The sequence below is a fragment of the Plantibacter sp. Leaf314 genome, from assembly GCF_001423185.1.
In the GTDB taxonomy this organism is placed as follows: Bacteria; Actinomycetota; Actinomycetes; order Actinomycetales; family Microbacteriaceae; genus Plantibacter.
Genome location: NZ_LMOB01000002.1, coordinates 204,405 through 223,153, shown reverse-complemented (window position 1 = coordinate 223,153; position 18,749 = coordinate 204,405). Strand labels below are relative to the sequence as shown.

General features: G+C 72.1%; 14 protein-coding genes and 1 tRNA gene. 7 read left to right on the top strand and 8 right to left on the bottom strand.

Translation table 11 applies throughout. The features are described 5' to 3' along the window. The first annotated feature begins 228 nt into the window (after nucleotides 1-228). Complete coding sequence (locus tag ASF68_RS14295; RefSeq protein ID WP_056012519.1) at nucleotides 229-684, top strand: SIP domain-containing protein; 456 nt, start codon at nucleotides 229-231, stop codon at nucleotides 682-684. A gap of 26 nt (nucleotides 685-710) precedes the next feature. Here the strand turns inward: ASF68_RS14295 and ASF68_RS14290 are convergent, their stop codons facing one another. The 5 genes from ASF68_RS14290 to ASF68_RS14270 form a co-directional block, all read right to left on the bottom strand. Further along, nucleotides 711-1,118 (bottom strand): hypothetical protein, encoded by a 408-nt coding sequence (locus ASF68_RS14290; protein ID WP_056012517.1) that lies wholly within the window; start codon nucleotides 1,116-1,118, stop codon nucleotides 711-713. Further along, the gene (locus tag ASF68_RS14285) at nucleotides 1,115-2,530 is read right to left on the bottom strand and encodes an NAD(P)/FAD-dependent oxidoreductase (RefSeq protein ID WP_056012514.1); all 1,416 of its coding nucleotides are present in this window, start codon (nucleotides 2,528-2,530) and stop codon (nucleotides 1,115-1,117) included. Before ASF68_RS14285 ends, ASF68_RS14290 begins: the two co-directional genes overlap by 4 nt. Further along, nucleotides 2,527-3,387 (bottom strand): arginase family protein, encoded by an 861-nt coding sequence (locus ASF68_RS14280; protein ID WP_056012511.1) that lies wholly within the window; start codon nucleotides 3,385-3,387, stop codon nucleotides 2,527-2,529. Before ASF68_RS14280 ends, ASF68_RS14285 begins: the two co-directional genes overlap by 4 nt. Before the next feature lie 85 nt (nucleotides 3,388-3,472). Continuing rightward, a complete protein-coding gene (locus ASF68_RS14275) occupies nucleotides 3,473-4,246 on the bottom strand; it encodes a PspA/IM30 family protein (RefSeq protein ID WP_056012508.1) in 774 nt (257 codons plus the stop codon). Nucleotides 4,247-4,322: 76 nt separating this feature from the next. Beyond that, nucleotides 4,323-6,413: a TPM domain-containing protein gene (locus tag ASF68_RS14270; protein WP_056012505.1), complete on the bottom strand. Its 2,091-nt coding sequence runs from the start codon at nucleotides 6,411-6,413 to the stop codon at nucleotides 4,323-4,325. A gap of 267 nt (nucleotides 6,414-6,680) precedes the next feature. On the opposite strand from ASF68_RS14270, the gene ASF68_RS14265 reads away from it, so the two are divergent. Both ASF68_RS14265 and ASF68_RS14260 read left to right on the top strand, forming a co-directional pair. After that, nucleotides 6,681-7,427, top strand: a complete 747-nt coding sequence (locus ASF68_RS14265) for a gamma-glutamyl-gamma-aminobutyrate hydrolase family protein (RefSeq protein WP_056012502.1) — start codon at nucleotides 6,681-6,683, stop codon at nucleotides 7,425-7,427. Nucleotides 7,428-7,544: 117 nt separating this feature from the next. Then, nucleotides 7,545-8,375, top strand: a complete 831-nt coding sequence (locus ASF68_RS14260; RefSeq protein ID WP_056012500.1) for a DUF3097 domain-containing protein — start codon at nucleotides 7,545-7,547, stop codon at nucleotides 8,373-8,375. A 21-nt stretch (nucleotides 8,376-8,396) separates the two neighbouring features. Here ASF68_RS14260 and ASF68_RS14255 read toward each other — a convergent pair whose 3' ends face one another. Next, nucleotides 8,397-9,740: an aminotransferase class III-fold pyridoxal phosphate-dependent enzyme gene (locus ASF68_RS14255; RefSeq protein ID WP_056012498.1), complete on the bottom strand. Its 1,344-nt coding sequence runs from the start codon at nucleotides 9,738-9,740 to the stop codon at nucleotides 8,397-8,399. 149 nt (nucleotides 9,741-9,889) lie between these two features. On the opposite strand from ASF68_RS14255, the gene ASF68_RS14250 reads away from it, so the two are divergent. Both ASF68_RS14250 and ASF68_RS14245 read left to right on the top strand, forming a co-directional pair. Then, nucleotides 9,890-13,900 (top strand): Pls/PosA family non-ribosomal peptide synthetase, encoded by a 4,011-nt coding sequence (locus ASF68_RS14250; RefSeq protein ID WP_056012496.1) that lies wholly within the window; start codon nucleotides 9,890-9,892, stop codon nucleotides 13,898-13,900. Further along, a complete protein-coding gene (locus ASF68_RS14245; protein ID WP_056012494.1) occupies nucleotides 13,900-15,234 on the top strand; it encodes a M1 family metallopeptidase in 1,335 nt (444 codons plus the stop codon). Before ASF68_RS14250 ends, ASF68_RS14245 begins: the two co-directional genes overlap by 1 nt. 7 nt (nucleotides 15,235-15,241) lie before the next feature. Here ASF68_RS14245 and ASF68_RS14240 read toward each other — a convergent pair whose 3' ends face one another. Together ASF68_RS14240 and ASF68_RS14235 are read right to left on the bottom strand one after the other, a co-directional pair. Then, nucleotides 15,242-15,919: a 4'-phosphopantetheinyl transferase superfamily protein gene (locus tag ASF68_RS14240; RefSeq protein WP_056012491.1), complete on the bottom strand. Its 678-nt coding sequence runs from the start codon at nucleotides 15,917-15,919 to the stop codon at nucleotides 15,242-15,244. Nucleotides 15,920-15,978: 59 nt separating this feature from the next. Then, nucleotides 15,979-16,053: transfer RNA gene (locus ASF68_RS14235), tRNA-Arg, on the bottom strand. A 90-nt stretch (nucleotides 16,054-16,143) separates the two neighbouring features. Here ASF68_RS14235 and ASF68_RS14230 point away from each other — a divergent pair. Then, a complete protein-coding gene (locus ASF68_RS14230) occupies nucleotides 16,144-16,977 on the top strand; it encodes a transglutaminase family protein (RefSeq protein WP_056012488.1) in 834 nt (277 codons plus the stop codon). Between the two features lie 64 nt (nucleotides 16,978-17,041). After that, nucleotides 17,042-18,712, top strand: coding sequence for an arginine--tRNA ligase (locus ASF68_RS14225; RefSeq protein ID WP_056012486.1), 1,671 nt, complete (start codon nucleotides 17,042-17,044; stop codon nucleotides 18,710-18,712). The last annotated feature ends 37 nt before the right edge of the window (nucleotides 18,713-18,749 follow it).

The window sequence follows — 18,749 nt, the reverse complement described above, 5'->3', positions numbered from 1 at the left end:
CAACCGGTTCCGGGCAGCGGGGATTCCCGCCTCGGCCGGACGGATAGTGGACCGCGTCCGGAAAAGCCGCTTCGCTGGGGCTCCAGCGAGCGTACCCGGGTCGGTGAGGGGGTGCCAGCCAGGTGGTCGGCGGGCGTCACAGAGTGATCGGATCGTGATGTGCTCCACCGGCTCGGAATCCGCCTCGGACGGGACGGAAGTGAGCTTAGGCATGCCTATACTGATCGCGTGAGCTATTTCGAGGATCCGGCGGAATTCGCCGTCGCCGACGCGCGGCACGTGCTGCTGGCGGGCGACGAGTCGTCCATCGGAGAGCTGTCCGAGGTACTCGCTCTCCTGCCGATCTGCGCCCGTGGCCAGGTGTTCGTCGAGGTCGACGACGCCGCCTCCATCGCCACCCTGCAGTCACCCGGTCGCGTCGTCGTGACCTGGCTCGTCCGCGCGGCCCGTTCCGGCGAGCCGGGAACCGGCGCGAGCTGCGCCCGTGGCCAGGCGGCTGCGCGCGCCACCCGGGCCTGGGCGAGCGAAATGCTCGACGTCGAGGGCCACGAGTCGGCCGAATACCACGTGTGGATCGGCGGCGAGACGGAGCACCTCACGGGTCTCCGCAACGACCTCCGCATGACCCTGGCCGGCATGGACGCACGCCTGCGTCGCCACTCGGAGGAGCGCGCCTCGCACTGACCGGCTCCGCCGCGACGACGGGTGGCTCAGCGACGTTTCGGCAGGTATCCGCCGGCCTCGAGGCCGGCTTCGATCTCGAACCGGTTCCGCAACGGGTCGCGCCCGGCGATGCCGTACATGAGCGGGAAGAGCATCCCGTAGCGCTGCCACTGACGCTTGTGCACCGCCTCGTGCTCCAGGACGCGCGTCGACACGTTCCGGTCCGTGAGGTACACCCCGCCGACGCAGGACCCGCCGCGCCCGAAGGTCCAGGACGGCATGCCGCGGAAGACGATCATCCCACCTCGTCGTTCCACGGGACCGGTGCTCCAGATCGCGCCCCACACGAGGCCCGTGAGCGTGGCGTACCAGTACCCGAGGCGGCTCACGGGCGAGTCGAGCCACGGTCCACCGGACCGTCTGCTCCGCACCGCGTCCCCTGACCGATCGGTCATGCACCGCTCCGGTAGGTCTCGAGGAGCCGCAACCAGATCTCGCTCATCGTCGGGTACGACGGCACGGCGTGCCAGAGCCGGTGCAACGGCACCTCACCCACGACGGCGATGGTCGCCGCGTGGACGAGCTCGGCCACGTCCTGGCCCACGAAGGTCATCCCCACGATCACGCCGCGCTCCTCGTCGACGACCATCCTCGCCTGCCCGGTGTAGCCGTCGGCGTGGAGGCTCGAGCCTGCGATGCCACCGAGGTCGTAGTCGACGACCCGGTGGTCGATCCCCGCCTGCTCGGCCTGCTTGGCCGTCAGCCCGACGGCGGCGACCTCGGGCTCGGAGAAGACGACCTGCGGCACGGCGCGGTGGTCGGCGGTCGCTGCGTGGTCGCTCCACGGGCTGGTGTCGACGTCCTCGCCGTTCGCCCGCGCGGCGATGACCGCGCCGGCGGCACGTGCCTGGTACTTGCCCTGGTGTGTCAGGAGCGCCCGGTGGTTCACGTCGCCGACGGCGTACAGCCAGTCGCTGCCCGGCACCCGGAGCTGGTCATCGACGTCGATCCACGCGCCCGGTTCGAGCCCGGCGGTCTCGAGTCCGAGATCGTCCGTCCGCGGCGTCCGGCCGGTGGCGACGACGAGTTCTTCGGCGGTCACGGCGTCGTGCTCGTCGAACTCGAGCGTCACGGCACCGCCGTCGGCCCGCGACACGGCGGTGGGGGAGGCGTGCACGATCGTCACGCCGAGCTCGCGGAGGGACGATTCGACGAGCTCCCCGGCGAAGGGTTCGTTGGCGCCGAGCAGACCGCTGCGCGCGACGAGCGTGACGTCGACGCCGAGCGAGCGGTAGGCGGTCGCGAGTTCGACGGCCACGACCCCGCCCCCGAGGAAGGCGACGGAGCTCGGCAGGGTCTGCACGCTGGTCGCCTCACGGCTCGTCCAGGGGCGCACCTCGGCCAGTCCCGCGATGTCGGGGAGGAGGGCGGCGGATCCGGTGCAGACGGCGACGGCGTGGGTCGCCGAGAGGACGGTCGTCGTGCCGTCGGCTGCCGTCACGGTGACCTCGCGCTCACCGGTGAGGCGGCCGTGCCCGCGGACCAGCTCGATGCCTGCCCCCTCGAGCCACTCGACCTGACCGGCGTCCGACCAGTCGCTCGTGAACGAGTCGCGGCGTGCGAGGACCTTGAGCGGGTCGAGTGCGGTGTCCTCGGGGATGGACCCACCGGTGCGCTTCGCGGCTCGGAGTGCCGCCCCCGAGCGGATGAGCGCCTTCGAGGGCATGCAGGCCCAGTAGGAGCACTCACCCCCGACCAGTTCGCTCTCGACGACGACCACGCTGAGCCCGCCGCGGTGGGCGTAGTCGGCGACGTTCTCGCCGACGGGTCCGGCTCCGATGACGACGAGATCGACGGTACGGCTCATGGGGTGACTCCTGTCGGGTTGGTGCGGTTCGGATTCGGGTCGCGACTGATCGCGCCGATGATGCGGAGGATGGTGCCGAGGTCGTCGGACGCGGCCTCCGGGGTGGCGGGGGAGAAACCGGTGACGCCGGCACCGGCGAAGCCGAAGCGGGCGCGCAGGGCGGTGATGGACTCCATCAGGGTGCCGAGTTCCAGACCGAACGGGACGGCCGAGCTGACGCCGGCGATGACGGAGGGGTCGAGGACGTCGACGTCCACGTGGAGGTAGACCCGTTCGGCGCCGGTCGCCTCGACGGCCGCGACGACCTCGGCCGCGCTCGTCATCACCGAGGAGACCATCGGGATGCCGCGCTCCTCGATGTGCGCGAGCTCACCGTCGTCGAGATCCCGCACGCCGACGAGGACCAGCCGCTCGGGGTCGAGCGGTGCCTCGGGCAACAGCATCGCCGCGCCTTCGCCGGTGAGCGCCCGCGTCACCATGCCGCTGAACGCGCCGGAGGGTGAGCTGAGCGGGGTGTTGAGGTCGCCGTGCGCATCGAACCAGACCACCGCGATCCCGGGGTCGCGCCGGAGGGCTTCGCCGACGGAGGCGAGTTCGACGCCGCAGTCCCCGCCGATGGTGATGACCGGCTCGTCGATCCCCGCGAGCGCCTGCCGCTGGAGGCCGACGGTCGTCGCCAGCGAACTGGCCCGCCGGATGCCGGTGTCGAGGGCCTCTCCCGCCTCGGCGGGGACATGGACGAGGGTGGTCGCCGCGACCGGCAGGTCTCCGCGGATCGCTTCGGCTCCATCGATCAACTGCATGGCCCTGGACGAACCGGAGCCCTGCCACTGGGGTACGACGACGAACTGCGTCATGCGGTGCCTTCCTGGGGGTGGTGCGACGGTGCGTGGGGCGATGGCGACGGGCCCCGGGTGGCCCCGGGGACCCGTCGGGTCGTCGTTACCGACCGGCGTTCGGCGTGAACTCGGGGCCCGAGGACTCGATCGCGGGTGACGACGGAGCGCCGCTCTTCAGTGCGGCCAAGCGGGCTTCGACCTCGGTCAGCTCGCCCAGGTCCTCGAGGTCGTTGAACTGCGCGTCGAGGCTCGAGGCGGCGAGCTCCTGCTGCCCGAGCACCTTCGCCTCCTCGCGACGGATCTTGTCCTCGTACCGGCTCAGGTCGCTCGTCGGGTCCATGATGTCGATGCTGCCGACCGCATCCGCGACCTTGCGCTGCGCCTCGGCGGTCTTCGCGCGGGCGACGAGCTCGCTGCGCTTCGTCTTCAGCTGTTCGAGCTTCGACTTCATGCCGTTGAGGCCGTTCTTGAGCTGCTCCACGACCTTCGTCTGCGACGCGAGCTGCGGCTCGGCCTGCTTGGCCTCGTTCTCCGCGCCGATCTGACGCTGGAGGGCGATCTTCGCGAGGTTGTCGAACTTGTCCGCGTCGGCGCTGTTGCCGGCCTGGCGGTACTCGTCGGCCTTGCGGCTCGCGGCCAGCGCCTTCGTGCCCCACTCCGAGGCCGCTTCGACGTCCTGCTGGTGGTCCTGCTCGAGGAGGCGGAGGTTGCCGATGGTCTCGGCGATCGCGCTCTCGGCGTCGGCGATGGAGTTCGTGTAGTCACGGACCATCTGGTCGAGCATCTTCTGCGGATCCTCGGCGGAGTCGAGCAGCGCGTTGATGTTGGCCTTGGTCAGCTGGGCGATGCGTCCGAAGATGGACTGCTTCTCTGCCATGGTGTGGTTCCTCTCTCTGGTCCTGCTGGATCGGTTGGGTTCGTCTCGGACACTGGGGTCTGACGGCGGCGCGGGCTCAGAATCGGCCACCGCCGCGCCTCGAGCGGGTGCCGCCGCCGCCGAAGCTGCCGGCGCTGCGTGAGCGACCGCCGCCGCCGCCGAACATACCGCCGCCACTCCGGGACCGGCTGCCGCCACCACCGCCGCCGAACATGCCGCCGCCGGAGCGCGAACCGCCGCCTCCGCCCCCGCCGAGGACGGAGTTGATGAGGATGCCGCCGAGGACGGCGCCGAGCATGCCGTTGCCGCCGCCCTGACCGCCGCCGTCGAACATCCCGTCGAGGCCGCCGGCCGACTGGTTCTGGAACTGTCCGAGGTCGGCCTGGGCGAGCTGCACGGCCTGGCCGGCGAGCGAGGTGGCGCGCTGGGCGAGCGAGAGCGCCTGCGTCGGGTCGTTCGGGGCGAGGCCCTGCGCCTGCACGAGGGTGCGGCCGGCCTCGGCGAGACGGGTCCTCGCCTCCGGCCCGACGGCGCCGCGTCGCGACACGACGAAGTCCTCCGCGGCGGACACCTGTGCCTGCGCGGTCTGGAGCGTCTGGCCGAGTGCGGCGACCGCGCGCTGCCGCTGCTCCGCGGCGGTGCGGACCTCCTGCAGGGCACCGTCGATCTGGGCGTTCGCCGCGTCCAGCCGGGCGAGCAGGGCGATCGGGTTGTTCGCGACGCCGAGCGCGGTGCGCACCTGGGCGACCGTGGCCGACGTGCTCGCGACGGCCGCCGCGAGGCCTCCGGTCGGATCCGCCTGGCCTGCCGCGGCGGCGACGTCGCCGTCGAGCTCGGCGATCCGGGCGGCCACCTGCTGTTCCGCGGCCGTCAGATCCGCCTGCAGGCGCTTGACGGCACCGGTCAGCTGCGTGCTCTGGTCGAGTGCCTCCTCCGCTGCGCGGATGCCGACGGCCGCCTCGCCCGAATCGCCGGCGGCGAGCCTGGCCGAGGCGTCGGCGACGGCCGCCGTGGCGAAGGTGAGGCGCTCCGCCGCCTCCGACGGGTTGTCGAGGACCGTGATGAGTGCGTCGGGGGTGTACCTCGCCTGCAGGGCGGTCACCGTCTCCCGAGCCGTCTGCACCGCTGGCTCCGCGGCCGCCGTCCTCGCTCGGAGCTCTTCGACGGCCGCCGGCGCGTTCCGCTCGAGGGCGCGGAGCTCGTCGAAGGATGCGGCCTGCTCGTCGAGCACGTGGTTCGCGTGGTCGCAGCGCCGGATGATCTCGATGTTCCAGTCGCGCTGCTGCTGCTCGGTGTCCGGTTCGGCGTCGTCGAGCCGTTGCCGGAGTGCGAACGCCTGCGTGAGCTGCTCCTTCGCTCCGGCGAGGGCTGCGGTGAACGCCGCCGTGGCCTGTTCGCCGTAGGAGGCGGTCGCGAAGCCGAGCTCCTCCTCGCTCGTGCGGACGGCGTCGTCGGTCTGGACGAGGGCGCTTCCGGCGAGTCGCTCGAGTTCGGGGATCGAGGTGGTCGTCAGCGGATCGACCGGTGCGCCCGCCCGCCCGGTCGGAGCCGGACCCTGGCCGGCCGCGACGCGCCGCCGACGGAGGAAGACGACCAGGAGGACGACGGCCACCACGGCGACGACGACGATCAGGAGGACCGTCAGCCAGCCGGTCGAGCCACCACTGCCGGCGGCCCCGGTCGACCCGCCGCCCACCGCGGAGCCGAGCCCCTGGGCGGCTGCGACACCGGCGCCGGCCCAGTCCTCGTCGCGCAGCTGCGGCAGGATGAGTCGCTGCTCGATCGCGGTGAGCTGGTCGCCGCTGACCGGGCCGCTGGAGTCGCCGGAGAGGTAGTAGGCGCGGTCCTCGGTCGCGATGGCCAGGAGGTACTGGTTCGGTCCGAGGTTGTTGTCCTCGGCCGTCTGGTTCGCCCACCCCTCGGCGTCGCTCGGATCCGTGAAGGTCGGGACGTACACGACCCACAGGTCGACACCGTGTTCGGTGGCGAGGTCGTCGATGCTGTCGGTGACCATCGCCCGCTCGGAGCCGTCGAGGATGCCGGCGCTGTCGGCGATGCGTGCGGAACCGAGCTGGACCGGGCTGTCGGCCCAGGCGGCGGTCGCCCCCGCGCCGAGGAGCACGGCCAGGCAGAACGCCCAGATCGATACCGCCCAGCGAACCCGCATCGGCCACCTCGTCACTCGTCCGGACCCGTCGAGCCCCACCCCGCGGCTCGGGTCCGAGTCTAGGTCCGGGGCCCGGACTTCTCTACCGGTGCCTCCGGGCGGGGGAGCCTGCTGCGAGCTGTGCTATGCGGCGGTCGTCGCCCATGCACGTCGACGCCCCGTGCACGTCGACGCTCTGTTACCGAGCGTGACGCGTCCGGTCGCGTCCCCGGGTCGGCACGGCGAGACTGGACGAGTCCCCGTCGCGGAACCCCTGGAAGGAGCATCATGCAAGGACACGTCTCACCCATGCTGGCGCTCATCGAGGTCACGAGGTTCCGCGAGGACGACCAGGCGTACCACGAGTACGTGCAGATCCTCCTCGGTCGCACCATCGCGGCGGCCGAACGGGCCGGGTGGCGGGTGACGCGGTGGGCCGCGGAGGACCTCGGCACCGAGGCGCTCCTCGCCGCGACCGACGGCGCCTCGGCCGTCGTCCTCATGGGCGGGGCCGACATCGACCCCATCCACTACGGGGGTGCCGTCGGCTACCGTGCCGAGGGCCAGCACTTCCCTGAGGCCGACCGCGCGCAGCTCGCCGTCGCGAGACGGGCCGCCGAACGTGGCACGCCGCTCCTCGGCATCTGCCGCGGGCACCAGATCATCAACGTCGCCCTCGGCGGCACGCTCGTCCAGGACCTCGGTGCGCACAGCACCCACCGCAACGACGGCGTCCCGGTCGATCAGAGCATGACGCCCCACGAGGTCGAGCTCGACCCGTCGAGCGCCCTCGCGTTCCGGCTGCGGGCCCGGCACCTCCAGGTGCAGAGCGCCCACCACCAGGCGGTCGGCGAACTCGGCGAGGGACTCCGAGCGGTCGCCTGGTCCTCCGACGGCACCGTCGAGGCGATCGAGCACCACACCCTCCCCATCACGGGCGTGCAGTGGCACCCGGAGGACCCCGGCACCGTCGACGACCAGCTCGAGCTGCTGCTCGGTGGCCTCGCCCGCGAAGCGGAGCGCGCAGCCGCCTGAACCGGGTCTCGTCCACGGGCGAGGACGACGCCGGGACCGCCCGCCTCCGGTGACAACCGCGCGACGCCACGCCGGAGCGCTCCTGGCTTGTCCACCGCGCTGTCGTAGCGTTGACGGGTGTTCGAAGACAGGTATGGCCAGGACGTCCTCGCGGGTGACTGGCGGAAGAAGAACCGGGTGGTCGCCCGAGAGGTCGAGGCCGTGACCGACCTCGTCATCGAGGAGCTCGGCGGCTTCTGCGGTGCGATCACGCGCGTCGAGGCGAAGACGGTCGAGCTCGAGGACTACCGGGGCAAGCGTCGCGTGTTCCCGATGGGGGCCGGCTTCCTCCTCGAGGGGGAGCCGGTCGTCCTCGTCGTGCCCAAACGTGCTCCCGCCGGTCGTGCCCGGACGGCGTCCGGGTCCTTCGCCGTGGAGACGACCGCCCGGGTGGCTCGAGCGAGCCGGATCTTCGTCGAGGGGCGGCACGACGCGGAACTCGTCGAGCGGGTCTGGGGCGACGACCTCCGGGTCGAGGGCGTCGTCGTGGAGTACCTCGCCGGCGTCGACCACCTCGACGCCGCGCTCGCCGAGTTCCGGCCGGGCCCCGACCGGCGCGTCGGGGTGCTCGTCGACCACCTGGTCCGCGGTTCGAAGGAGCAGCGCATCGCCGATGCGGTCATGGCCGGGCCGAACGGCCGGAACGTCCTCATCGTCGGCCACCCGTACGTCGACGTCTGGCAGGCCGTGAAGCCCGCAAAGGTCGGGTTGCAGGAGTGGCCGACCATCCCGCGGTCGATCGAGTGGAAGAAGGGGATCTGCCAGGCCTTCGGCTGGCCCCACGACACGCAGGCCGACATCGCCCGCGCCTGGAAGCGCATCCTCGGTCAGGTCCGGACGTTCAACGACCTCGAACCCGAGCTGCTCGGCCGGGTCGAGCAGCTCATCGACTTCGTCACCGTCGACTGAGCCGCCCGCCCGGCCGGTCCGCTAGGACGTGACCTGCGCCAGGGCGTCCTCGAGGACCGAGACCGCGTCGCGCAGCAGCTCGTCGGACATGACCGCGCTCGGGAGCAGCCGGAGCACCGAGTCCCATGACCCGGCGTCGAGCACGAGCACGCCCTGGGCGATCGCCGCGTCGATGACCGTCTGCAGCGCCGTGGGATGCGGTTGCTTCGTGCCGGGGACGACGAGTTCGACGCCGGCCATCGCGCCGATGATCCGGACCTCGCCGACGATGTCGAACCGCTCGGCCCAGTCGCCCATGAGCGTCTGCAGCGTGGCCCCCACGCGACGCGCCTCGCCCAGCAGGTCCTCCCGCTCGATGACGTCGAAGGTGGCGAGTGCCGCAGCGGTGGACACCGGGTTGCCGCCGAAGGTGCCGCCGATGCCACCGGGCTGCACCGAGTCCATGATCTCGGCCCGCCCCGTGACCGCCGAGAGCGGGAAGCCGCCGGCGATGCCCTTGGCGCTCGTGATGAGGTCGGGGACGACGCCGTGGTGCTCGATCGAGTACCACGCGCCGGTCCGACCGATGCCGGCCTGGATCTCGTCGGCGACGAACACGATCCCGTTCTCGGTGCACCATTCGCTGATGCGCGAGAAGTAGCCGGGGGCGGGGATCACGATGCCACCGTCGCCGAGGACCGGTTCGGCGAAGAACGCGGCGACCTCACTCGCTCCGATGTGCCGCTCGATGTAGTCGATCGTGACCTCGGCGGCCTCCGGCCCGGTGAGCCCGTCGCGGAAGGGGTAGGACAGCGGGACACTGTAGATCTCGCCGGGGAACGGTCCGAAGCCGAGCCGTTCGGGGGCCGGGCGGTAGGTCATCGCCATGGTGAGGTTCGTGCGGCCGTGGAAGGCGTGGTCGAGCGCGACGATCGCGCGGCGGCCCGTGTACTTCTTGGCGATCTTGACGGCGTTCTCCACCGCTTCGGCGCCGGAGTTCAACAGGATCGAGTGCTTCTCGAAGTCGCCGGGGGTGATCTCGGCGAGCTTCTCCGCCACCCGCAGGTAGTTCTCGTACGGCGTCACCGTGAAGAGCGTGTGGGTGAGTTTCGTGGCCTGCTCGGCGGCGGCCGCGGCGACGTCGGGGTTGGCGTGACCGATGGTCGTGACCCCGATGCCCGTGCCGAGGTCGATGATGCGGTTGCCGTCGACGTCCACGAGGATGCCGCCGGAGCCGTGGTCCATCCACACCGGGGCGAGGTTGCCCGCGCCGCGCGACACCGCCCTGCGGCGCCGTTCCGTGAGGGCGAGCGATCGGGGACCGGGGATGGCGGTCACGAGCTGGCGTTCCTGGGGCACGGAGTATTCGATGGTCATGCAGGCCATGGTAGGCGCGAGTGCGCCGAGCTTCCCCCGGGCGTGCGGTGGGTCGCCGTCGCGCCCGCGACACCTCGCGGTTGACTGGGGTTCACCGGCCGTCCACCTGCGCTCCCTAGCGTTGGCGACGCTGATGGCCGGACGACAGAGGATCGCGCATGGACGCTGAGACCACCACCGCCCTGCTCGCAGAGCGGCAGCCGACGCTGCTCGGCGGCGGACGTGCGCCCGCCCAACGCACCCTGATCGACGTGCTGCGTGCCGTCGCCGCGGCGCACCCCGAGGCCTCAGCACTCGAGGACGCTGCCGGCGCGCTCAGCTACCGCGAACTCATCGTGAGCGCCGAACGCCTCGCGGCGGCCCTGCTCGCCGCCGGTGTCCGCCGTGGCGACCGGGTGGGGGTGCGGATCGCATCGGGTTCGCGCGAGCTGTACCTCGGCATCCTCGGCATCCTGTTCGCGGGAGCCGCGTACGTGCCCGTCGACGCAGACGACCCGGAGGAGCGCGCCCGCCTCGTGTTCGGTGAGGCGGCCGTGGTCGGGGTCCTCGAGGACGGCGGTGTCTTCCGGCGCCTCGGATCCGCGGTCGAGGCCGCCGGGGGAACCGGGGACGAGACCACGGGGGAGCCGATCCGGCTCGCCGTCGAGGGGACGCCGCACCCGGCGACCCGGGCGATCCCGATCCTCGAGGCTCCTCGGCTCGACGACGACTCGTGGATCATCTTCACCTCGGGATCGACGGGGACGCCGAAGGGCGTCGCCGTCTCCCACCGGTCCGCCGCGGCGTTCGTCGACGCCGAGGCCCGCCTCTTCCTGCAGGCCGAGCCCCTCGGTCCGGGCGACCGGGTGCTCGCCGGGCTCTCCGTCGCCTTCGACGCGTCGTGCGAGGAGATGTGGCTCGCCTGGGGCCACGGGGCCTGCCTCGTCCCGGCGCCACGGTCGCTCGTCCGCAGCGGGATGGACCTCGGTCCCTGGCTCACCGCGAAGGGCATCACCGTGGTGTCCACGGTGCCGACGCTCGCGGCCATGTGGCCGGCGGAGTCGCTCGAGAACATCCGCATGCTCATCTTCGGCGGCGAGGCCTGCCCGCCGGAGCTCGCCGCTCGACTCGCCGTCGACGGGCGCGAGGTCTGGAACACCTACGGCCCGACGGAGGCCACGGTCGTCGCCTGCGCGGCGCTCCTCACCGGAGAACAGCCCGTGCGGATCGGTCTCCCGCTCGACGGCTGGGACCTCGCCGTGGTCGACGCGGACGGGGTGCCGGTGGAGGAGGGCGGTGTCGGCGAGCTCATCATCGGCGGCGTCGGTCTCGCCAGGTACCTCGACCCCGTCAAGGACGCCGAACGGTACGCGCCCATGCCGAGCCTCGGATGGCACCGGGCCTACCGCAGCGGCGACCTCGTCCGCTTCGAGGCCGCGGGGCTCGTCTTCCAGGGACGCGCGGACGACCAGGTCAAGATCGGCGGCCGTCGCGTCGAGCTCGGCGAGATCGAGGCCGCCCTGCAGGCCCTCCCAGGTGTCTCGGGTGCCGCCGCAGCCGTCCAGCGCACCGCGGCCGGCAACCCGGTCCTCGTGGGCTATCTCGCGGTCCCGGACGGTGACGCCTTCTCCCTGGACGGCGCGCTGGGCACGCTTCGCGAGCAACTGCCCGCACCGCTCGTGCCCCTGCTCGCGGTCGTGTCCGAACTGCCCACGCGCACCTCGGGCAAGGTCGACCGGGCGGCGCTGCCGTGGCCGCTCGGCGGGACCGACGGGGAGGACGCCTCGACCCTGTCGGGCACGGCCGCCTGGCTCGCCGAACAGTGGACGGCCGTGCTCGGCGTCCGGGTCACGGCGGAGGGCGACAACTTCTTCAGCCTCGGCGGTGGCAGCCTGGCCGCCGCACAGCTGGTCTCGCTCATCCGCACGAGGGACGCGGAGTTCACCGTCGCCGACATCTACGGCCACCCGCGACTCGGCGCCATGGCCGCCGAGCTCGACGGCCGACGCCCCGAGCGCCGCACCCGCGCCGCGGTGGCCGACCCCGTCCGTCCCACCCCGCTCACCACCCAGTGGGTGCAGACCCTGCTCGGGATCCCGCTGCTCATCCTCGTGGGCCTCCGGTGGCTCGTGTACCTGCTCGCCGGCAGCCGCGTGCTCGGCCTCGTGGCCGACGTGCCCTACCTGCCGATGGTCTCGTGGTGGTGGATCGCGCTCGGATTCCTCCTCGTCATCACCCCCATCGGGCGGATGGCGATCTCGGTCGTCGCCTCGCGGCTGCTGCTCGCCGGTGTGCGACCGGGCGACTACCCACGCGGCGGTTCGGTCCACGTCCGGCTCTGGCTCGCCGAACGCGTCGCCGACACGGTCGGTGCGGTGAGCCTCGCCGGCGCCCCCTGGATCTCGCACTATGCGAGGGCCCTGGGCGCGAAGATCGGCCCCGACGCCGACCTGCACAGCGTTCCGCCCGTCACCGGCTTCCTGACTGTGGGAGCCCGCGCCTCGATCGAGCCCGAGGTGGACCTCCGCGGGTACTGGGTCGACGGCGACACGCTCCGACTCGGCCACGTCCACATCGGTGCGGAGAGCACGGTCGGCGCTCGCAGCACGCTGCTCGCCGGCACACGGATCGGCAAGCGCGCCGAGATCGCCCCGGGATCGTCGGTGTTCGGTCGGGTGCCCTCCGGCCACCTGTGGTCCGGTTCACCCGCCGTCCGCGTCGGCAAGGCGAAGCCCGTCTGGCCCACCGAGCGCCCGCCCAGGCGGCGGCGTTGGTTGTTCGCCTACGGTGTCGGCTCGGCGCTCCTCTCGGTCCTGCCCTTCCTCGCCTTCGTGCTCGCCGCCGCGGTCGTGGCCGCCGGAGCCGCCGGTTCCGGGTCCCTCGTCGAGTTCTCCTGGCGCGCGCTCCTCTGGGTGCCGGTCGCGACGATCGTGTGGTTCCTCGTCCTCGCGATCAGCACGATCGGCCTGGTCCGTCTGCTCGGCATCGGGCTGCGGGAGGGCTACTTCCCGGTGCGCAGTCGTGTCGGTTGGCAGGTGTGGGCCACCGAGCGCCTGCTCGACGCCGCCCGCACCCTGCTCTTCCCCATCTACGCGAGCCTCTTCACGCCGGTGTGGCTCCGCCTGCTCGGCGCGAAGGTCGGCAAGAACGTCGAGGCGTCGACGGTCCTCCTCCTGCCGCGCATGACGACCGTGGGTGACGGCGCGTTCCTCGCCGACGACACGATGGTGGCGTCCTACGAACTCGGCGGCGGGTGGATGCGGATCGCGGGCGCGTCCGTCGGGAAGCGCGCGTTCCTCGGCAACTCCGGGATGGCGGGCCCCGGCATGCACGTCCCGAAGAACGGACTCGTGGCGGTGCTGTCGGCCGCCCCGCGGAAGGCGAAGTCCGGGTCGTCGTGGCTCGGCAGCCCGCCGATGCGACTCCGCAGGCAGGTGTCGGACGCCGACCTCGACCGCACCTACGCGCCGCCGCTGCGGCTCCGCATCGCCCGGTCCCTCTGGGAGGTCTGTCGCATCGTCCCGGTGATGGTGACGACGGGCATCGCCCTGCTCGTGCTGCTCACGCTCGCCTGGTTCGCCGACACCTGGGGTCTCGGCGTGGCTGTCGCGGTCAGCGGTGCCGTCCTCCTCGCGGCCGGTGCGGTTGCGGCCGGCATCACGACCGTCGCCAAGTGGCTCATCGTCGGACCGATCCGTGCCGGGGAGCACCCGCTGTGGTCCTCGTTCATCTGGCGCAACGAGGTGTCGGACACCTTCGTCGAGATGGTCGCGGCGCCGTGGTTCGCCGCGCCCGCCACCGGCACCCCCGCCCTGACCTGGTGGTTGCGGTCACTGGGCGCCCGGATCGGTCGCGGTGTCTGGTGCGAGAGTTACTGGCTGCCGGAGGCCGACCTCGTCGAGCTGGGCGACGGCGCGACGGTCAACCGGGGCTGCGTTGTGCAAACACACCTGTTCCATGATCGAATCATGAGTATGGATCAGGTCGAACTCGCTGCGGGCGCCACGCTCGGACCGCACAGCGTCATCCTCCCCGGAGCCCGGATCGACGACGACGCGACCGTCGGCCCCGCCTCCCTCGTGATGCGCGGCGAACGCGTCCCCGCCGGCACCAGGTGGAGCGGCAACCCGATCGGCCCGTGGCGCGAGGTGACGACGGCGGAGTACCGGGAGCCCCAGGTCGCGTCCTGATGGGGGAGGCGCTCGCCCGCCTGCGCAGCGCAGGCGATCCCTACACGCCGACGAGCGGCAACCGCGGCTACCACGTCGTCCGCTACGAGCTCGACCTCGACTACGCGATCGACCGGAACGGCCTGAGCGCGACGGCACGCCTGACGGTGGTCGCGACGGAGGAGCTCTCCCGCTTCTCCCTGGACCTCGCGGCCCTGCGCGTCACCCGCGCCCAGGTGGACGGTGTCGACGCGAAGCGCACGCACGGCTCGGGGAAACTGACCCTCACCCCGCGGAATCCGATCGCCGCCGGAGCCGAGTTCACCGTCCTCGTCCGGTACGCCGGGACGCCCCGTCCGGTCCGCAGCCACTGGGGCGAGATCGGCTGGGAGGAGCTCGAGGACGGCGTCATCGTGGCCTCGCAGCCCTGCGGCGCCTCGAGCTGGTTCCCGTGCAACGACCACCCCTCCGACAAGGCGGCCTACCGCATCAGTGTCACCGCCGCCTCGGCCTACACGGTCGTCGCCCCTGGCGAGCTCGTCTCACGGACGGCGCGGGCGAGTCGGACGACCTGGGTCTACGAGCAGCGCGAGCCGATGGCGGCCTATCTCGCCACCGTGCAGATCGGGCGCTACCAGCGCCTCGCCGTCGACGCCCGGGTGGCGGCCTCCGCCGTGCCGGTCGTCGCCCACCTCCCGCGTGACCTCACCGCCGACTTCCGTCACGACTTCGCCGAGCAGGTCGACATGCTCGCCTGCTTCGAGCGCGCCTTCGGCCCCTACCCGTTCGAGAGTTATGGGGTGGTCGTCACCGACGACGAGTTGGAGATCCCGCTCGAAGCGCAGGGGATGAGCGTGTTCGGACGCAACCACGTGGACGGCGTCGGCGGCTCCGAGCGACTGATCGCCCACGAGCTCGCGCACCAGTGGTTCGGCAACAGCCTGACGATCGGCGCGTGGCGCGACATCTGGCTCCACGAGGGCTTCGCCTGTTACGCCGAGTGGCTGTGGTCGGAGCAGTCGGGGGCCGAGACCGCGGACGCCTGCGCCAGAGCCCACTACGCGGTGCTCCGTCGAGCACCGCAGGACATCGTCGTCGGCGACCCGGGGCCCGCGGACATGTTCGACGACCGCGTGTACAAGCGCGGCGCCATCGCCCTGCACGCCGTCCGGCTGCTCCTCGGCGACGACGCGTTCTTCGACCTCCTCCGCGACTGGGTGGCGACGTTCCGGTTCGCCACAGTGTCGACCGAGGACTTCGTGCGCACCGCCGACCGCCATGCGCCGGAGCCGATCGAGTCGCTGCTCGACGCCTGGCTGTTCCGTGAGGCGCTGCCGCCGTTCCCCACCCGCTGAGCCCGGCTCAGGGGAGCAGGAGGGCCGTCGCCACCACGGTGTCCGGTGCGAGGGTCGGATGGTCGACGACGAAGCGGCGTCCCGCGATCTCGGCGACCGTCCCTCCGGCGCGGCCGATATAGCCGGTGAGGCCGATCGTCGCTGGATCGGTCGTGAGTCCGGTGCCGAGCGCCTTCGTCACCGCCTCCTTCGCCGTCCAGTGTTCGGCGAGGGACCGCAGTCGTCGTCGCTCCGGCAACCGGAGCCACCGCTCCCGTTCCGCGGGGGAGAGGGCGACGGCCTCGACGCCGCCGAACCGTGCCGCGTCGAGCCGTTCGACGTCGACGCCGACCGGGTTCGACACCGACAGTGCGACCACCGAGGCGCCGCCGGTGTGCGAGACGCTTGCGTGGACGATCACGCCGTCGACGCGCACCTGCGGCCGTCCGTGGGCGAGCCCGCAGTCCGGGCAGCGGGCGGTCACCGTGACGCGCCGGGCGTCCGCGCCGACCGTCTCCGCGACGGTGCAAACCAGGAGCGCGCGACCGAACAGGAAGCGGCGGGCCCCGGCCTCGGACGACGCTTCGAGACGGTCCCTGGCGGCCTCGTCGAGTCGGTCGGCGGTGCCGTCGAGGTCGAGCTCGTCCGCCCGAGCCCAGGGGAGGAGTCGGACCGTGGGCTGCGGGTGGCGGCTCGGTCGCGACATGCGTCCAGTATCGCGGAGTGACCCGTCCGCGTGGGCGGACGGCGTCGTGCCTGATGAGATGGTGCCCTCGACTGGATTCGAACCAGCGACTTCTTCCTCCGGAGGGAAGCGCTCTTCCGCTGAGCTACGAAGGCGGAACGTGTCCAAGCTACCAGAGTCGAGGCCGTCGCCGGAACCGGAGCGACGCGGGGTCGGTGCTCGTGACCGCGTGGGATGATGGGCACATGCAGCGCACCCTGACCGCGTCGCTCGATCTGCGGGTGCACGATCGAGCCGACCTCATCTTCTCCATCGCTGTCGCCGGCGGTACCCCGCTGGCGAGTGAACGGCTGCAGGTGCGCTCCTCGGACGGCCCGTGCGCCGTCACCGAGATCCTCGGCCCGGACGACACCCGGCTCCACCGCGTGATCGCCGAGCCGGGACGCCTGCAGGTCGACTACGAGGCGGTGGTCGTCGGGCAGGCGGTGCCGCGGGCGGTCGACCCCCTGGAGACGGTGACCGCCCTCCGCCCGAGCCGCTACTGCGAGTCGGACGCCCTGTTCTCGCTCGCGCGCTCCGAGCTCGGATACCTGCTCGAGCACCGTCGTCTGCACGAGGACGGCACGGTGTCGGGCGGCCTCCAGATCCTGCCGTGGGTCGCCGCGTGGGTCGGCCGTCACCTCTCCTACGTCTCGGGTTCCACGACCGTCTCCGACAGTGCGGTCTCGACCCTCGCCGCCGGCCAAGGGGTCTGCCGGGACTTCGCACACCTGACGATCGCCATGCTGCGTGCGCTCGACATCCCGGCGCGGTACGCGGCCGTGTACGCCCCCGGCCTCGTGCCGATGGACTTCCACGCCGTCGCCGAAGGGTTCGTCGACGGCGCGTGGCACGTGGTCGACGCGACGGGGCTCGCCCCGCGCCAGTCGCTCGTCCGGATCGCGACGGGTCGCGACGCGGCGGACGTCGCGTGGCTGAGCAACCACCACGGCAACGTCACCGTCGAGGACATGCGGATCGACGCGCTGATCGATGTCCTCCCCACCGACGATCCCGCACAGCCGGTCGTGCTCGCCTGACGCATCGTTCCGCCGGGCGGGCCCCGTGCCGCTCCCGCCGGGAGCCCGGGTAGAATCGCTCCTCGTGACTCCTGAAGACCTCGCCTCCGCCCTGCACGCCATCGTCGTTCCGATCGTCGAACGACGACGCGAGGCGGCGGGGATCGACCAGGAGGTCGTGGTCTCGGTCGACGACGTGGTGCTGGAGCGGCCCAAGAACCGCGACCACGGCGACTGGGCGTGCAACATCGCGATGAAGCTCGCGAAGCGGGTGGGCGCGAATCCGCGCGAGCTCGCGCAGGAGTTCGCCGACGCGCTCGTCCAGGTCGACGGGGTCGCCTCGGTCGAGGTCGCCGGCCCGGGGTTCATCAACGTCCGGCTCGATGCCGCCGCCGCCGGTGCCCTCGCGAAGGTCATCGTCGACGCCGGCGAGGCCTTCGGGCGCAACGACAGCCTCGCGGGCCAGACCATCAACATCGAGTTCGTCTCCGCGAACCCCACGGGCCCGCTCCACATCGGCCACACGCGGTGGGCCGCTCTCGGCGACTCCCTGGCCCGCGTGCTCGGCGCGTCCGGCGCGACGCTCGTCAGCGAGTACTACATCAACGACGCAGGCAACCAGATGGACACCTTCGCGGACTCGATCCTCGCAGCGGCCAAGGGTGAGCCGACGCCTGAGGGCGGCTATCCCGGGGCGTACATCGGCGACCTCGCGAAGACCGTGCTGGCCGAGATCCCCGACCTCCTCGAGCGTCCTGACGCCCGCGAGGTCGCGCGGGAACGCGCATACGCCCTGCAGCTCGGCGAGATCCGCGCGTCCCTCGAGCGCTTCAACGTCCATTTCGACGTCTGGTTCAGCGAGCGCACCCTGCACGCGACGGGCGAGGACGGCACCAGCCTCATCGACCAGGCCGTCGACCGCCTGCGCGAGCAGGGTCATGTCTTCGACGAGGACGGTGCCGTGTGGGTGCGCACCACGGACTTCGGCGACGACAAGAACCGGGTGATCCGCCGCTCGAACGGTGTCTACACCTACTTCGCGGCGGACGCGGCGTACTACCTGAACAAGGGCGACCGCGGCTTCCAGCACAAGGTCTACCTCCTGGGCGCCGACCACCACGGCTACGTGCACCGCTTGAAGGCCCTCGCGGGTGCCGCGGGAGACGACCCCGACCGCGACATCGAGGTGCTCATCGGCCAGCTCGTCAGCGTGAACGGCGCCCGACTCTCGAAGCGCGCCGGCAACATCATCGAGCTGGACGACCTGCAGGCCTGGATCGGGACGGACGCCCTGCGGTACTCGCTCGGTCGCTACCCGGCCGACTCGCCGCTGGCCCTCGACCCCGAGCAGCTCCGCAGCCGCACGAACGACAACCCCGTGTTCTACGTCCAGTACGCGCACGCCCGCACGAGCTCGGTGGCGCGCAACGCTGCTTCGGCGGGCGTCGACCGCAGCGTGTTCGCCCCCGAACTCCTCGCCCACGAGACGGAGTCCGCGCTCCTCGGTGTGCTCCAGGAGTTCCCGCGCATCGTGGCACAGGCCGCGCAGCTGCGCGAACCCCACCGGGTCGCGCGCCACCTGGAGGAGACGGCGAGCCTGTACCACAAGTGGTACGACAGCTGCCGGGTCGTCCCGATGGGCGAGGAGCCGGTCACCGACCTCCACCGCACGCGGCTGTGGCTGAACGACGCCACCGGCACCGTCATCCGCAACGGCCTCGCCCTCCTCGGCGTCTCCGCACCGGAGCGCATGTAGCGTCACCGCGGCACCGGCTCCGGCGCGCGCCGGACCG

What these genes read in the sequence shown, in the direction of transcription:
- ASF68_RS14290 (WP_056012517.1), bottom strand. Translation starts at nt 1,118, where the DNA reads ATGACCGATCGGTCAGGGGACGCGGTGCGGAGCAGACGGTCCGGTGGA.
- ASF68_RS14250 (WP_056012496.1), top strand. Translation starts at nt 9,890, where the DNA reads ATGGACGCTGAGACCACCACCGCCCTGCTCGCAGAGCGGCAGCCGACG.
- ASF68_RS14265 (WP_056012502.1), top strand. Translation starts at nt 6,681, where the DNA reads ATGCAAGGACACGTCTCACCCATGCTGGCGCTCATCGAGGTCACGAGG.
- ASF68_RS14240 (WP_056012491.1), bottom strand. Translation starts at nt 15,919, where the DNA reads ATGTCGCGACCGAGCCGCCACCCGCAGCCCACGGTCCGACTCCTCCCC.
- ASF68_RS14270 (WP_056012505.1), bottom strand. Translation starts at nt 6,413, where the DNA reads ATGCGGGTTCGCTGGGCGGTATCGATCTGGGCGTTCTGCCTGGCCGTG.
- ASF68_RS14275 (WP_056012508.1), bottom strand. Translation starts at nt 4,246, where the DNA reads ATGGCAGAGAAGCAGTCCATCTTCGGACGCATCGCCCAGCTGACCAAG.
- ASF68_RS14255 (WP_056012498.1), bottom strand. Translation starts at nt 9,740, where the DNA reads ATGGCCTGCATGACCATCGAATACTCCGTGCCCCAGGAACGCCAGCTC.
- ASF68_RS14245 (WP_056012494.1), top strand. Translation starts at nt 13,900, where the DNA reads ATGGGGGAGGCGCTCGCCCGCCTGCGCAGCGCAGGCGATCCCTACACG.
- ASF68_RS14230 (WP_056012488.1), top strand. Translation starts at nt 16,144, where the DNA reads ATGCAGCGCACCCTGACCGCGTCGCTCGATCTGCGGGTGCACGATCGA.
- ASF68_RS14285 (WP_056012514.1), bottom strand. Translation starts at nt 2,530, where the DNA reads ATGAGCCGTACCGTCGATCTCGTCGTCATCGGAGCCGGACCCGTCGGC.
- ASF68_RS14280 (WP_056012511.1), bottom strand. Translation starts at nt 3,387, where the DNA reads ATGACGCAGTTCGTCGTCGTACCCCAGTGGCAGGGCTCCGGTTCGTCC.